General features: G+C 49.3%; 11 protein-coding genes. 9 read left to right on the plus strand and 2 right to left on the minus strand.

Features of this window, described 5'->3' with window-relative positions:
• Positions 1 to 32: 32 nt before the first annotated feature.
• The 4 genes from L6466_RS06265 (at position 33) to L6466_RS06280 (ending at position 4,216) form a co-directional block, all read left to right on the plus strand.
• Positions 33 to 701, plus strand: coding sequence for a YiaD family glycine zipper/OmpA-like lipoprotein (locus tag L6466_RS06265; RefSeq protein WP_091819187.1), 669 nt, complete (start codon positions 33 to 35; stop codon positions 699 to 701).
• Positions 702 to 745: 44 nt separating this feature from the next.
• A complete protein-coding gene (gene mtgA / locus L6466_RS06270) occupies positions 746 to 1,420 on the plus strand; it encodes a monofunctional biosynthetic peptidoglycan transglycosylase (protein WP_091819215.1) in 675 nt (224 codons plus the stop codon).
• Between the two features lie 80 nt (positions 1,421 to 1,500).
• Positions 1,501 to 3,246 (plus strand): phospho-sugar mutase, encoded by a 1,746-nt coding sequence (locus tag L6466_RS06275; RefSeq protein WP_237803444.1) that lies wholly within the window; start codon positions 1,501 to 1,503, stop codon positions 3,244 to 3,246.
• Between the two features lie 52 nt (positions 3,247 to 3,298).
• Complete coding sequence (locus L6466_RS06280; RefSeq protein WP_237803443.1) at positions 3,299 to 4,216, plus strand: glucosaminidase domain-containing protein; 918 nt, start codon at positions 3,299 to 3,301, stop codon at positions 4,214 to 4,216.
• Here L6466_RS06280 and L6466_RS06285 read toward each other — a convergent pair.
• Positions 4,202 to 4,567, minus strand: coding sequence for a 2-amino-4-hydroxy-6-hydroxymethyldihydropteridine diphosphokinase (locus L6466_RS06285; protein WP_237803442.1), 366 nt, complete (start codon positions 4,565 to 4,567; stop codon positions 4,202 to 4,204). The genes L6466_RS06280 and L6466_RS06285 overlap by 15 nt on opposite strands.
• Before the next feature lie 12 nt (positions 4,568 to 4,579).
• A complete protein-coding gene (locus L6466_RS06290) occupies positions 4,580 to 6,877 on the minus strand; it encodes an NADP-dependent malic enzyme (RefSeq protein WP_237803441.1) in 2,298 nt (765 codons plus the stop codon).
• Positions 6,878 to 6,994: 117 nt separating this feature from the next.
• Between L6466_RS06290 and L6466_RS06295 the strand changes: the two genes are divergently transcribed.
• The 5 genes from L6466_RS06295 (at position 6,995) to L6466_RS06315 (ending at position 14,635) form a co-directional block, all read left to right on the plus strand.
• Positions 6,995 to 7,624 (plus strand): TetR/AcrR family transcriptional regulator, encoded by a 630-nt coding sequence (locus tag L6466_RS06295; RefSeq protein ID WP_091819182.1) that lies wholly within the window; start codon positions 6,995 to 6,997, stop codon positions 7,622 to 7,624.
• Positions 7,624 to 9,045, plus strand: coding sequence for an SGNH/GDSL hydrolase family protein (locus L6466_RS06300; RefSeq protein WP_237803440.1), 1,422 nt, complete (start codon positions 7,624 to 7,626; stop codon positions 9,043 to 9,045). The genes L6466_RS06295 and L6466_RS06300 overlap by 1 nt, the downstream gene beginning before the upstream one ends.
• A complete protein-coding gene (locus tag L6466_RS06305; protein WP_237803439.1) occupies positions 9,042 to 10,502 on the plus strand; it encodes an MBOAT family O-acyltransferase in 1,461 nt (486 codons plus the stop codon). The genes L6466_RS06300 and L6466_RS06305 overlap by 4 nt, the downstream gene beginning before the upstream one ends.
• A 104-nt stretch (positions 10,503 to 10,606) precedes the next feature.
• A complete protein-coding gene (locus tag L6466_RS06310; protein ID WP_237803438.1) occupies positions 10,607 to 12,565 on the plus strand; it encodes an ABC-F family ATP-binding cassette domain-containing protein in 1,959 nt (652 codons plus the stop codon).
• 30 nt (positions 12,566 to 12,595) lie between these two features.
• The gene (locus L6466_RS06315; RefSeq protein WP_091819178.1) at positions 12,596 to 14,635 is read left to right on the plus strand and encodes a M13 family metallopeptidase; all 2,040 of its coding nucleotides are present in this window, start codon (positions 12,596 to 12,598) and stop codon (positions 14,633 to 14,635) included.
• Positions 14,636 to 14,992 lie beyond the last annotated feature (357 nt).

Consider the following 14,992-nt stretch of genomic DNA (forward strand, 5'->3'; position numbering starts at 1 on the left):
TTAACATTTTTATAAATAAAAACTAAAACGTTATGAAGAAAATGAAGACAATCATCCTGACACTCTGTGCAGGAATCGTCATGGCAGGTTGTAGCAATCTGGCCAAGGGAACAACAATCGGTGCAGCCGGCGGTGCAGTGCTTGGCGCTATCGTTGGTAAGGTAGCTGGTAATACAGCAGTAGGTGCTGCTATCGGTACTGCTGTTGGTGCTGGTACTGGTGCTCTGATTGGTAAGCACATGGATAAGGTGAAGGCTGAGGCTGAGGCTGTGAAGAACGCTCAGGTTGAGACCGTTACTGATGCCAATGGCCTGCAGGGTGTGAAGGTTACTTTTGATAGCGGTATCCTCTTTGCTACCAACTCATCTACATTGAACGCTTCTTCTCAGAACACCATCAAGCAGATTGCTGATGTGCTGAAGAACAACAGCGATGTAGACGTAGCTATCTTTGGTCACACAGACAGCACAGGTACCGATGCTATCAACAATCCTCTTTCAGAGAAGCGTGCAAAGGCTGTTGAGAGCCAGCTGAAGAAACTTGGTGTTTCTAACATCAAGCGTGTAGAGGGTCAGGGCTCAAAGAATCCTGTTGCTGATAACTCTACAGCAGAGGGCAAGAAGCAGAACCGTCGCGTAGAAGTATATATGTATGCTTCTGAGGCTATGGTCAAGGCTGCTGAGGCTGGCACATTGAAGTAAACGGCAATTGAGAATTGATAATTGACAATTAACAATTGAAAGCAATTCTTCAACGCATTAGAAAAATAGCCCAATGGGGCTTGGCATTATTCTTCGGCACTACCATTCTTTCTGTGGTAGTGCTGAAGTTTTTACCAGTCTATTACACACCGCTGATGTTTATCCGTCTCTTCCAGTTGGACGAGATGAAGCTGAGTCATACGTGGGTGACACTAGACGAGATGTCGCCATCCATGCCACTTGCTGTGATGGCCAGTGAGGATGCAAAATTCCCTGATCACTGGGGCTTCGACTTCGAAGCTATCCAGTATGCAGCCAAGCGTAATAAAGAGCATCCTGAGAAAAACAGATTGGGCGCTTCGACAATCAGTCAGCAGACAGCCAAGAATGTATTTTTGTGGCCCGGTCGTTCCTGGGTACGTAAGGGATTGGAAGCCTACTTTACTGTCTTGATAGAGGTGTTCTGGTCAAAGGAACGTATCATGGAAGTCTATCTCAATTCCATCGAGATGGGACCTGGTATCTATGGCGTGCAGGCTGTAGCCGAAGAGCATTTTGGATGTGATGCCAAGGACCTGACGCCCAATCAGTGTGCCCTTATTGCTGCCACGCTACCCAATCCACGTCGGTTTAGCAGTAAGGAACCTAGTCGCTATATGAAAAAACGTCAGAGGCAGATACGTGCCAACATGCGCTACGTAAAGCCTTTGGAAAAATAAAACCTCTCTTTTTCTTTGTTATTTGGGAAAAGTTTATTAACTTTGCCCCTCAGATGAATTATTAACTTAAAAGACATAAAATGGAAAACAACGCTCAACTCATTGCCCAGTGCGAGGCACGGGCAAAGGTGTGGCTCTCTCCTGCTTTCGACGAGGAGACCCGCAAGGAAGTTCAGGCTATGCTTGACGCAGAGGATAAAAGTGCACTTATCGACGCTTTCTATCAGAATCTGGAATTCGGTACGGGTGGTTTGCGTGGCATTATGGGTGCTGGCACCAACCGCATGAATAAGTATATCGTAGGTATGGCTACTCAGGGTTTTGCCAACTACATCAACAAGGCATTCCCCAACATGCAGCCTGCAGTGGTTGTAGGACACGACTGTCGTAACAATGGCCGTATGTTTGCCGAGACCGTAGCTGATATCTTCTCAGCCAACGGCATCAAGGTTTATCTCTTTGAGAGCCTCCGTCCTACACCGGAGATTTCTTTCGCTATCCGTCAGTTGAAGTGTCAGGCTGGTGTCAATGTCACCGCTTCTCACAACCCCCGCGAGTATAATGGTTACAAGGCTTACTGGGACGATGGTGCTCAGGTATTGGCTCCCCATGACAAGGGTATCATTGACGAGGTGAATAAGGTTAAGATTGAGGATGTGAAGTTCCAGGGCAACAAAGACCTGATCATTCCTATTGGTGGTGAGATGGACTGGGACTATATCGCAGCAGTGAAGGAGGCTATGGTCGATCAGGATGTTATCCTGCGTCAGAAAGACCTCAATATCGTATACTCACCTATGCACGGTACTGGTCGTGTGATTGTTCCTATGGCTCTGCGTTCTTGGGGCTTCCAGAATATTCACGTAGTGCCCGAGCAGATGGTTATCGATGGAAACTTCCCCACAGTCGTTTCTCCTAACCCCGAGAATGCCGAGGCTATGACACTGGGTATGAAACTGGGTACGAAGCTCAATGCTGACCTGGTGATTGCCTCTGACCCCGATGCCGACCGTTTGGCTATTGTTTGCCGCAATGCCAAGGGGGAGTGGGAAATCCTGAATGGTAACCAGACCTGTATGATGTTCTGCTGGTACATCATTGCCAACAAGAAGAAACTTGGTCAGTTGAAGGGTAATGAGTTCCTCGTGAAGACTATCGTGACTACCGAGGTTATTGCCGAGATTGCCAAGAAGAATGGCGTAGAACTGATGGACTGCTACACTGGCTTCAAATGGATTGCTAACGAGATACGTGTCAACGAAGGCAAGAAGAAGTATATCGGTGGCGGTGAGGAAAGCTTTGGCTTCCTGCCATTTGATAAGGTGCGCGATAAGGATTCTCCCGCTTCTATCTGCCTGATCTGTGAGATTGCTTCATGGGCTCGCGATAATGGTATGACGCTCTATGACCTGCTTATGAATATCTATAAGGAGTATGGCTTCTCTAAGGAGTACACCATCAACGTGGTTCGTCCAGGTAAGACTGGTGCCGATGAGATTAAGCAGATGATGACCGACTTCCGTAATAATCCTCCTCAGACATTGGGTGGCTCAAAGGTTGTCTTGGTGAAAGACTACAAGACCCTTGAGGCTAAGGATGCTCAGGGCAATGTTACCAAGTTGGATATGCCTGACACCTCTAATGTTCTGCAGTGGTTCTGCGAGGATGGCACAAAGGTTTCTGTTCGTCCTTCCGGTACCGAACCAAAGATAAAGTTCTACACTGAGGTTAAGGATGCAAGCTTCTCTGGTGCAGCAGATTATGAGCGTTGCTCAAAGGCTGCTGAAGCTAAGATTGAACTCCTGAAGAAAGATTTGAAACTCTAATATTCTTATGGGCTCCCGAAGTAATTCGAGAGCCCTTCTTCTCTTTGCAGAAATGATCAAGAAAACATATCTCGTTGCGTTTTATACATTTTGTCTTTCCTCTGTAGCGAGTGCCCAGTCTGTCTGGAATGCCCGTTACCAGAACTATATCAACCAGTATAAGGATTGTGCTATTGAGCAGATGCTGAAATGGAAGATTCCTGCCAGCATCACCTTGGCTCAGGGTTTGCTGGAGAGTGGGGCTGGTGACAGCGACTTGGCCCGTAAGGCCAACAACCACTTTGGTATTAAGTGCCACGGGTGGACGGGTCGTACTATCTATAAGGATGATGATGCGCGCAACGAGTGTTTCCGTTCCTATAATTCTGCTTACGAGTCGTATGAAGACCACTCTCGTTTCCTGGCTTCCGGTCAGCGCTATCGTGGACTCTTCGGTTTGAAGATTACCGACTATAAAGGTTGGGCCCGTGGCTTGAAAGCTGCCGGTTATGCTACCAACCCCAAGTATGCCGATCGCCTGATAGACATCATCCAGTTGTACCATCTTTATGAGTACGACAAGGCGCGCTCGTACGATAAGACTTTGGAAGCCCATACGAAGGACCACATGCAGAATGGTCAGCCCCTTCATCCCATGGGTAAGTATAACAAGAACTACTTTATCTATGCGCGCAGGGGAGACACGTTCCGTTCTATTGGCGAAGAGATAGGTATCTCATACAAGAAGATTGCCCGCTATAATGAGCGCGACCGCGACGACCGCTTGCAGGAAGGTGAAGTTATCTGGCTGAAGAAAAAACAGAAGCGTGCGCCCAAGGAATACAAGGACAGACTGCACTATATCCGTGAAGGTGAGTCCATGTATACTATTGCCCAGAAATACGGCATCCGTCTGGAGTCGCTGTATAAGATGAATCACCTGAGTCCCGATTACCAGATCAGGGTAGGGGATGCGTTAAAGCTGAGGTAAGAGGTCTTTTACGTAAGGACGTTCCCAGTCGCGTTGGTGATGATGTACGCCGTCAAACTCTAAGACGTCAATATCTATACGTACAATACCCTGTTCGCGCTCTTCCGGCGTGCGTCCGTGCCGAATCTCTATCTCCTTGATAGCCTTTATCAAAGCCTCGAAATCAAGTTCTGTCTGTGCTTTGACCAGTTGATTCAGATAAAGATCCGTTCGTTTACTGGCTATCGGTTCTGTCCAGATAGCATCCGTATAATGTGGTGAAAAGAGTATCTGCCCGAGGCTTTTTTGTGCTTCGGGCAGATTCTTTCCCGCTTGATAGTTGGCACCGAGTGAAAGAATTACTTGATGCATCACCATAAGTTCTTATCGTTTATTGATTCTTGTCTTGATCTTATCCACATAGGCATCGATCACAGCCACAGCCACGATGTTGACCACGTCGCGAACTGAAGCACCGAAGTCGATGAAGTGGATGGGCTTGTTCAGTCCCATCTGAATCGGGCCGATGATTTCCACGTCGGCATCCAGCATCTGCAGCATCTTGTAGCTTGAACGTGCTGAGGTGAGGTTGGGGAATACCAGTGTGTTCACATCCTTACCCTTCAGACGAGTGAATGGATACTGCTCGTCGCGTAACTCCTTGTTGAGTGCGAAACTGATCTGCATCTCACCATCTATTGCCAGGTCGGGGTAGTCCTTCTGCATCTGCTCTACAGCAGCACGCACCTTGCCGGCACCGTCGCTCTGGGAAGAACCGAAGTTTGAGTGGGAAATCATGGAGATGACAGGCTTCTCGTTAAAGAAGCGTACAGCCGTTGCCGATAGTTTTGCAATATCAACCAGTGTCTCTGTATCAGGGTTCTCGTTCACCAGTGTGTCGCCTACATACAGCGTACCCTTGGGAGAGTTGATGATATGCATCGTGCCGAAGTGCTTGTACTCAGGACGGATTCCAATCACCTCGTTTACTACCTTGATTGTATTAGAGTATTTGGTGTACAGACCTGTGATGAAAGCATCAGCATCGCCCGTCTCTACCATCATCATACCGAAGTAGTTGCGCTCAAACATCTTATCGTTAGCCTCCTGGAAAGTATAGCCGTCGCGCTGACGCTTCTCTGCCAGTACGCGGGCATAACGTTCGCGGCGCTCCTGCTCATTGGGATGACGCAGGTTCACAATCTCGATGCCATCCAGATTCAGATCCAGTTCCTTGGCCATCTTCTCAATCACCTCGTCGTTACCCAGCAGGATGGGCTGACAGATACCCTCGCTCTTAGCCTGAACAGCAGCTTTCAGCATGGTGGGATGTACAGCCTCAGCGAAGACTACGCGCTGGGGATGAGCAGCAGCGGTAGCATAGAGCTTCTGGGTCAGTTTGGTCTCCTGTCCGAGGAGTACTGACAATGAAGCCTTGTACTGTCCCCAGTTCTCAATCTTCTTACGGGCCACGCCACTCTTGATAGCAGCCTTTGCCACAGCGGCACTCACCTCAGAGATGAGTCGTGGGTCAACAGGTTTTGGAATGAAGTAGTCACGTCCGAACTTCAGGTTGTTCACCTTGTACACATCGTTCACCACGTCGGGCACGGGCTTCTTGGCCAGGTCGGCGATAGCGTGAACGGCAGCCATCTTCATCTCCTCGTTGATAGCCGTAGCGTGTACGTCGAGCGCACCACGGAAGATATAGGGGAAACCGATAACGTTGTTAATCTGGTTGGGATAGTCCGTACGACCTGTTGACATCAGTACGTCGGGACGAGCGGCCATTGCATCCTCGTATGAAATCTCGGGCACAGGGTTAGCCAGTGCGAAGATCACGGGGTCCTTCGCCATTGAGCGAACCATATCCTGTGAGAGAACATTTCCTTTTGACAGGCCTACGAATACGTCGGCATCCTTCACGGCCTCGGCCAGTGTGTGGATATCCGTGCGGGTAGTAGCAAAGAATTTCTTCTGCTCGTTTAGGTCTGTACGACTGGTGCTGATCACACCCTTTGAGTCGAGCATCACGATATTCTCTTTCTGTGCACCCAGTGCCATGTAGAGCTTTGTGCAAGAGATGGCAGCTGCACCAGCGCCATTCACCACGATGCGCACCTGCTTGATGTCCTTCTTGGCAACCTCCAGCGCATTCTTCAAACCGGCAGCACTGATGATAGCAGTACCATGCTGGTCGTCGTGCATCACGGGGATGTCGAGGGTCTTCTTCAGACGCTCCTCGATGTAGAAGCACTCAGGAGCCTTGATGTCTTCCAGGTTGATACCACCAAAAGTGGGGGCGATACGCTCCACAGCCTCACAGAATTTCTCAGGGTCTTTTTCGTTGACTTCGATATCAAACACGTCAATACCGCCGTAAATCTTGAAGAGCAGTCCCTTACCTTCCATCACGGGTTTTCCGCTCAGGGCACCGATATCGCCTAGTCCGAGGACGGCGGTACCATTCGAGATAACTGCTACCAGATTACCTTTGTCGGTGTACTTGTAAGCATCATCTGGGTTATCCTGAATTTCCAGACATGGATAAGCTACTCCAGGAGAATATGCCAAGCTTAGATCTGTTTGTGTTCTGTAAGCCTTCGTGGGCTTTACTTCAATTTTTCCTGGGCGACCGCTTTGGTGATATTCCAAAGCTGCCTCTTTAGAAATTTTTACCATACGTGTAATAGATAATTGAGTCAAATTAAAAATGGTATGCAAAAGTACAAAAAATCGACGAAAAATACAAGTGTTTTTTAATCTTTTTAGTAACTTTGCAGCGTAAAACTAATACTTATGCAAGAATTAAAGAGTTTATCGGCATATCGGCAGGGGTTGAAAGGAAAAATCCTGGATACTGCGATGACATTATTTGCTAAAAAAGGCATTAAGGCCGTTAAGATGGACGACATTGCCCGCACGCTGAATATATCCAAGCGTACGATGTACGAGTTGTACGACAATAAGGAGGTTTTGCTCTTTGAAGGTATCAAGAGCTACAATCAGCGACGCGAGAAAGAAATGTCCGAGTTTGTAAAGGGTAACACGAATGTGATGGATATTATCTTGAATGTCTACAAGGTAAAGGTGGAAGAGTTTCGTTTCACCAGTCCCTCGTTCTATGATGACATAGAGAAATATCCCAAGGTGATGGCATACTTGGAGAAGAGCCGTGAGGAAAACAGAAAGGAGTTGGCTGCTTTTTTGGATAAGGGTGTCAAGGAGGGCTATTTCCGTGAAGACATCCACCATGACCTGGTGACCATTCTGTTTGACTCTATTGGTCAGCTCTTCCTTCAGAAGCGTCTGTATGCACATTTCTCTATTGAGAGTGTCCTGAATAATATCATGTTTATCTCTCTTCGAGGCATCTGTACGATAAAAGGTATCGAGGTGCTCGATAAATTCCTGAAAGCCCAGGCTTAATGAACCAAGCAGCACGTACCTTCATATTAGTAGGGCTGGTTGTGGTGATTCTTTTTGCGATGCGTTTTCTCCCGACAATCTATCTGGGAGATAATGAGTTGCGCCAAGTGAATATACTCAGCGACCTGTTGCCCGAAACACTTTCAGGGACAGACAGCACAGAGGTGCTTGACATTCCCGAGCCCCCATCTGTTGTGGCGTCGGTTCCCGATACCGTCGTGGTGTACGATTCCATTGACGGTGTTGATACCGTCATCCCCCGAATGATACAGCCCCAGACCACGCCGGAAGGTGTTACGATGATTGCCGATTATGGTCAGGGGCAATCTGGCGGCATGCACCATTTCTATCAGCAGTTGGCACGTGTCAAGGAGTTGAACCGCCCTGTGCGTATCGCCTATTTCGGCGACTCTTTCGTTGAGGGCGATATCCTGTCGTGCGACCTCCGTGAACAGCTACAGACGCAGTTTGGCGGCAATGGCGTGGGGTGGGTCGATTGTGCCAGTCAGATCTATGGCTTCCGTCAGACCGTCCGTCATTCCTTCGAGGGCTTGCGAGAATACGAAGTGGTGAAGCGCCCGTTCAATGCGCAGGTGCAGAGCATCGCCCAGCGCTATTTCACCATCGACGGCAACAGAGCCACGTTTGTCTATCAAGGCTCTAAGTCGCGCAAGCACCTGAACAACTGGCAGAAAGCCACCTTCTTCTTTAGGACGGAAGATACTATCACCGTGGCAACAAAGATGAATAGCGACACACTTGTCAGTGACGTTATTGGTGGCGATGGACAGCTCCAGACCTTCACCAAGCATCATCCCTCCATGCATAAAATCATCTATTCCGTCTCTGCTGCCTCGCCCAAGACTTACCTTTATGGCGTTGCTTTGGAGAGTAATCAGGGCATCATTGTGGACAATTTTAGTATGCGTGGCTCGTCGGGTGTCACCTTGGGTTCTATTCCCTCTGCCGTACTGCGCGAGTTTGCCGCCCAACGTCCTTACGACCTCATCATCTTCCACTTCGGATTGAATGTGGCCAATGAGAATGTACGCAACTATTCTTCATATATCCATCAGATGGGAAGCGTTATCCGCCATTTCAAGGCAGCCTATCCCCATACCAGCATCCTCGTTGTCAGTATGACCGACCGCGACCAGCGTTCTATGGAGGGTATCCACACCATGGCGGGCGTTGAGTCGTTCGTTGGTTATCAGCAGATCATGGCAGCCAATGAGCAGGTAGCTTTCTTCAACCTCTTCCAGGCCATGGGCGGACGCGAGAGTATGAAGACGCTGGTGGACAAGGGCTATGCCAACAAGGACTATACCCATATCTCCCATGCCGGTGGGCGCCGACTGGCCACCCATCTGGTAAAGAGTCTTTTAGCAGGATTCGATATTTATAAACAGCAACAGCCATGAGTGAACGTCTTTTGCATCTTCTGACCTACCATTCAGACGAACCCATGATATTCTCCTCGGGCTTGTTTCTGATGGTGTTCCTGTGTTTTACCTTTATATATATGCTCCTTCAGCGTACGCTCACCCTGCGTCTGCTGTTTGTGACCGCCTTCTCCTATTATTTCTATTATAAGTCCAGCGGCCTCTATTTCGGTCTGTTGGCTGTGGTCACGCTGAGCGATTATATCATAGCACGCGTCCTGTCTGTTCATCGGTCTAAATGGCTTGTGGCTTTGTCGTTATTTATCGACCTGGGTCTTCTTGGCTATTTCAAATACACCAATTTCTTCGCCGGCATGTGGGCGCAGATGGTGGGCAGCAATTTCCAGCCTTGGGACATCTTCCTGCCAGTGGGAATTTCGTTCTTCACGTTCCAGTCTATGTCGTATGTCATCGACGTGTATCGTGGTGATCTGAAACCCTTGCCTTCGTTGCTCGACTACGCCTTCTATGTGTCGTTCTTTCCCCAGTTGGTGGCAGGACCTATAGTCCGTGCGCGCGACTTCGCCCCACAGATTCGCAAGCCTCTTGAGATTACCTCGCAGATGTTTGCCCAGGGCTGCTATTTCATCGCTATCGGTCTGTTCAAAAAGGCCGTTATCAGCGATTATATCTCCCTGAATTTCGTGGACCGCATCTTCGATAATCCCTCGCTCTATAGTGGTGTGGAGAATCTCTTGGGTGTCTATGGCTATACCCTTCAGATCTATTGCGACTTCTCCGGTTATAGTGATATGGCTATCGGTATTGCCCTGCTGCTGGGCTTCCGCTTTCCCATGAACTTCAACGCCCCTTACCGTTCTGAGAGTATCACCGATTTCTGGCGTCGCTGGCATATCTCGCTGTCGTCGTGGATTCGTGACTATATCTATATCTCACTGGGTGGCAACCGTAAGGGTAGGGTGCGCCAGTATGTCAACCTCATTATCACGATGCTGCTGGGAGGCTTGTGGCATGGTGCCAGTCTCAATTTCGTAGCGTGGGGAGGTATGCATGGTGTGGCGCTGGCCCTTCATAAGTGGCTGCGCGAACATGTGTTCCATCACGATAAGCACTATCACAGCACGGGTCTGCGCTGGTTGCTGTCTGTGCTCCTGACATTCCATTTCGTGGCTTTCTGCTGGATATTCTTCCGCAATCACACCTTCGAGGCTTCGTGGGTGATGATCACGCAGATTGCCACCAATTTCCATCCTGAGCTCTTCGAGCAGGTTGTCACCGGCTATTGGATTGTCTTCGCCATGATGCTGTTTGGCTATGTCACCCATTTCGTGCCCGATACCTTCCAGGCGCGTTGCGTGCGTGTGTTGGAGTGGGGCGGTGTAGTGCTGTGTGCCCTCCTCATCACTGCTGTCATCTATCTGGTCATCCAGGTAAAAAGCAGTGAGATACAGCCCTTTATCTATTTCCAGTTCTGACGATAGCATGCTAAAACATGTAAAAAAGTTGGACATTCCGCGAAAAGGTTGTACCTTTGCAAGCTGATTTTATTAATGATACACCTCTTTTAATATATTAGAAAGTGATTTCCGTAGAAGGATTAAAAGTTGAATTCGGGGTAAAACCCCTGTTTACAGATGCCACCTTTGTCATCAACGACAAGGATCGTATCGCCCTTGTTGGTAAGAACGGTGCAGGCAAGTCTACCATGCTCAAGATTCTTTGTGGCATGGAGAAACCCACGGCTGGTACGGTGAGCGTGGCCAGCGAGAGCACCATTGGCTATCTGCCTCAGGTCATGATTCTGCAGGACGACACCACCGTGCGTCAGGAGGCTCAGAAGGCCTTTGCCGATATCCAGAAGATGGCCGACCGTATTGCACGTATGGAGCAGCAGCTCAACGAGCGTACCGACTATGAGAGTGAGGATTATATGGCGCTGGTAGAGAAATTCTCTACTGAGCACGAACGCTATCAGATGTTAGGTGCCGAGGGCTATGAGGCCGAGATAGAGCGCACGCTGATGGGCTTGGGCTTCGAGCGTTCCGACTTTGACCGTCCTACCTCCGAGTTCTCGGGCGGTTGGCGTATGCGTATCGAGTTGGCCAAGATTCTGTTACGCCGTCCTGATGTGCTGTTGCTCGACGAGCCCACCAACCACCTTGATATCGAGTCTATCCAATGGCTCGAACAGTTGTTGGCCACGTGGAGTGGGGCAGTGGTGCTGGTCAGTCACGACCGTGCCTTTATCAATAATGTGTCCAACCGTACGCTGGAGATTTCCTGTGGGCACGTGGTCGACTACCGTGTGAAGTACGATGAGTATGTGGTGCTCAGAAAAGAGCGCCGCGAACAGCAGCTCCGTGCCTATGAGAATCAGCAGAAGGAGATGGCTGATATACGCGACTTCGTAGAGCGTTTCCGTTATAAGCCTACCAAGGCCGTGCAGGTACAGCAGCGCCTGCGCCAGTTGGAGAAAATGGAGATTATCGAGGTGGACGAGGTGGATAATTCCGCCATGCACCTGAAGTTTCCGCCCTGCCTCCGCTCTGGCGATTACCCCGTTATCTGCGATGAAGTGAAGAAAGCCTACAACCGCGTTATCTTCGACCATGTCAACCTCACCATCAAGCGCGGTGAGAAGGTGGCTTTCGTAGGTAAGAACGGTGAGGGTAAATCTACCCTGGTGAAATGTATCATGGGCGAGATTCCCTTCGAGGGTTCGCTGAATGTGGGGCATAACGTGCAGATTGGCTATTTCGCTCAGAATCAGGCACAGTTGCTCGATGAGAATCTCACCGTGTTCCAGACCATCGATAATGTGGCAAAGGGAGACATCCGCCTGCGTATCAATGATATCCTCGGAGCTTTCATGTTTGGTGGCGAGGCCTCCGACAAGAAAGTCAAGGTGCTCAGTGGCGGCGAGCGTAGTCGCTTGGCCATGATTCGCCTGCTCTTAGAGCCTGTCAACCTCCTGATTCTCGACGAGCCCACCAACCACCTCGACATGCCTTCAAAGGATGTGCTCAAGGAGGCTATCCGTGCTTTCGACGGCACCGCTATCATCGTGTCCCACGACCGTGAGTTCCTCGATGGCTTGGTCACCAAGGTCTATGAGTTTGGTGGTGGCAAGGTGCGCGAGCATATCGGTGGTATCTACGATTTCCTGCATGCGCGTAAAATCGCAGATATGAGCGAACTGGAAAAGGTAGCTTTTACTAAGGATAAATCAGCTCCTGCCAAGGAGAATCTATCTACTCCCCTCTCTACCAGAGAGGGGCAAGGGGGAGAGTCGTATGCCGAGCGCAAGGAGCAGCAGCGTCGTCAGAAGCGTGCTGAGAAGGCCGTGGAGGAGTGCGAGAAGAAAATCTCCAAGATGGAACAGCGTCTCAAGGAACTTGATGAGCTGCTATGCGATCCAAAGAATGCCTCAGATATGACGCTCGTCACGGAGTATACCGACACTAAGCGCCAGATGGATGAAGAGGTAGAACGCTGGGAAAAACTCTCAGAAGAGCTTCAGGAACTTCTGGATGCTTGAAATAATAATTTTTTTCAATACACATAAACAATGAAACTAACAAAACTTTTTATGACAATGGCTTTAACGTCAATGTCGCTCGCTGCATCGGCACAGGCTGAACTGCAGTCGGGCATCAAACTGGGCGACCTCGACACATCGGTGCGTCCTGCAGACGATTTCTATGAGTATGCCTGTGGTGGGTGGATGAAGAAGAATCCGCTGCCTGCTGCCTTCTCGCGCTTTGGTTCGTTCGACCGTCTTGGCGAGGACAACAACAAGCGTATCAATGGCATCCTCACCGAGTTGCTCAACAATACCTATGCCAAGGGTACAACCGAGCAGAAACTCTCTGACCTCTACAAACTGGCTATGGACTCTGTACGTCGTGAGAAGGAAGGGCTGCAGCCTGTGATGAGCAAGCTCAAGGCGCTCGAGTCTGCCAAGACCATGAAGCAGCTCTTCGCTATCCAGATGGAGATGGCTAAGTATGGTAACATGGAGTTCTATCGAGCCGGACTGGGTGCCGACGAGAAGAATGCTTCGCAGAATATTCTCAGTGTGAACCAGGGCGGACTGACCCTCGGTATGAAGGACTATTATCTGGAGAATGATGAGGCTACAACCAAGATTCGTAACGAGTATAAGAAGCATATTGTCAGAATGTTCCAGGCTTATGGCTTTAGTAAGTCTGCGGCTACTAAGAAGATGAAGAATATCTTCGCGCTGGAACTTGAACTGGCTAAGATTTCAAAGAGTCGCACCGAGTTGCGCGACCCTCAGGCCAACTATAATAAGATGACCCTGAAGGAGTTTAATCAGAAGTATCCCAACCTGAAGTTGGAGCAGTTGATGAACGCTCAGGGACTGAAGAGTGAGTTCATGCAGGAGATGGTTGTTGGTCAGCCAGCCTTCATGGAGGGTGCCAACAAGATCCTGGCCACGATGAAGCCCGCTACCCTTCGCGACGTGATGGAGTGGAGCGTTATCCTGAGCTCTACTGGTTGCCTGAACGATGCCGTTCGCGAGGCCAACTTCGAGTTCTTTGGTAAGGTGATGTCTGGTCGTAAGCAGGACCATCCCGCTTGGCGTCGTGCCACCAGTCAGGTAGAGAACTATATGGGTCAGGCCCTTGGTAAAATCTATGTAGAGAAGTATTTCCCTGCAGCTGCCAAGGAGCGTATGACCAAGCTCATCAAGAACCTGCAGATTGCCCTTGGCGAGCGTATCGCTGCTCAGGACTGGATGTCAGACTCTACCAAGGTGAACGCTCTCCTGAAGCTTAACACGTTCTACGTGAAGGTGGGCTATCCCGACAAGTGGATTGATATGTCTAAGCTCTCTATCGACCCCTCTTTGTCGTACTACGAGAACCTGTTGGCCTGTCGTAAGTTCTGGAACGAGTACGAGATTGACCATATGGCTGGCAAGCCCGTGGATATCGACGACTGGTACATGGATCCTCAGACCGTGAACGCCTACTACAACCCCACCACCAACGAAATCTGTTTCCCTGCTGGTATTCTGCAGGTGCCCTTCTTTGATATGACGGCCGACGATGCCTTCAACTATGGTGCTATCGGTGTGGTTATCGGCCACGAGATGACCCACGGCTTCGACGACCAGGGACGTCAGTTCGACAAGGATGGTAATATGCACGACTGGTGGGCTGCTTCTGATGGTGAGCAGTTCAAGGCCCGCACCGACAAGTATGCTGATTTCTTCTCTGCTATCAAGGTGCTGCCCGACCTCAATGCCAATGGTCGTCTGACACTGGGTGAGAACCTGGCTGACCATGGTGGTCTGCAGGTGGCCTATGCTGCTTTCAAGAACGCAACGAAGAATCATCCACTTCCCGTTATCGATGGTCTTACCCCCGACCAGCGTTTCTTCCTGGCTTATGCCGGTGTATGGGCAGGTAACATCACAGAGGCCGAGATTCGTAACCGCACCAAGAGCGACCCTCACTCACTGGGTCGCTGGCGTGTGAATGGCGCCCTGCCTCATATCGACGCCTGGTACGAGGCCTTCGGTGTGAAGCCCGGTGACAAGATGTATATCCCCAAGGAGCAGCGTCTGCCCCTGTGGTAATCTATTTAGGATAATCCTTATATTGGAGTGTAGGAAACCCTACACTCTTTTTTTTATGCTATTCTCCCAAAAAATATATCATTAATTAAAAAAAAGAAAAAAAATGTGTTTGTTTAGAATTTAATCAGTACCTTTGCGGCAAGGTTGATTAATTCAAAAGTTTTAGGAATGTTATTAATAAGATTGGTATGATTTATAAACTGTTTTAGGTTATTTCTCTTCGTGAGAAGGGGGGATCTAAAGTAATTTTAGTTATAAATTCTAATTTTTGTGAGAAGTGTCTCACAAGATTATTTTTAAATCGGGCGTTCTTCGTGAGAAGAGTGCTCTTTTTTTTTGTGCGATGGTCAGAGATTG

This window comes from Prevotella communis (assembly GCF_022024175.1).
GTDB lineage: Bacteria > Bacteroidota > Bacteroidia > Bacteroidales > Bacteroidaceae > Prevotella > Prevotella communis.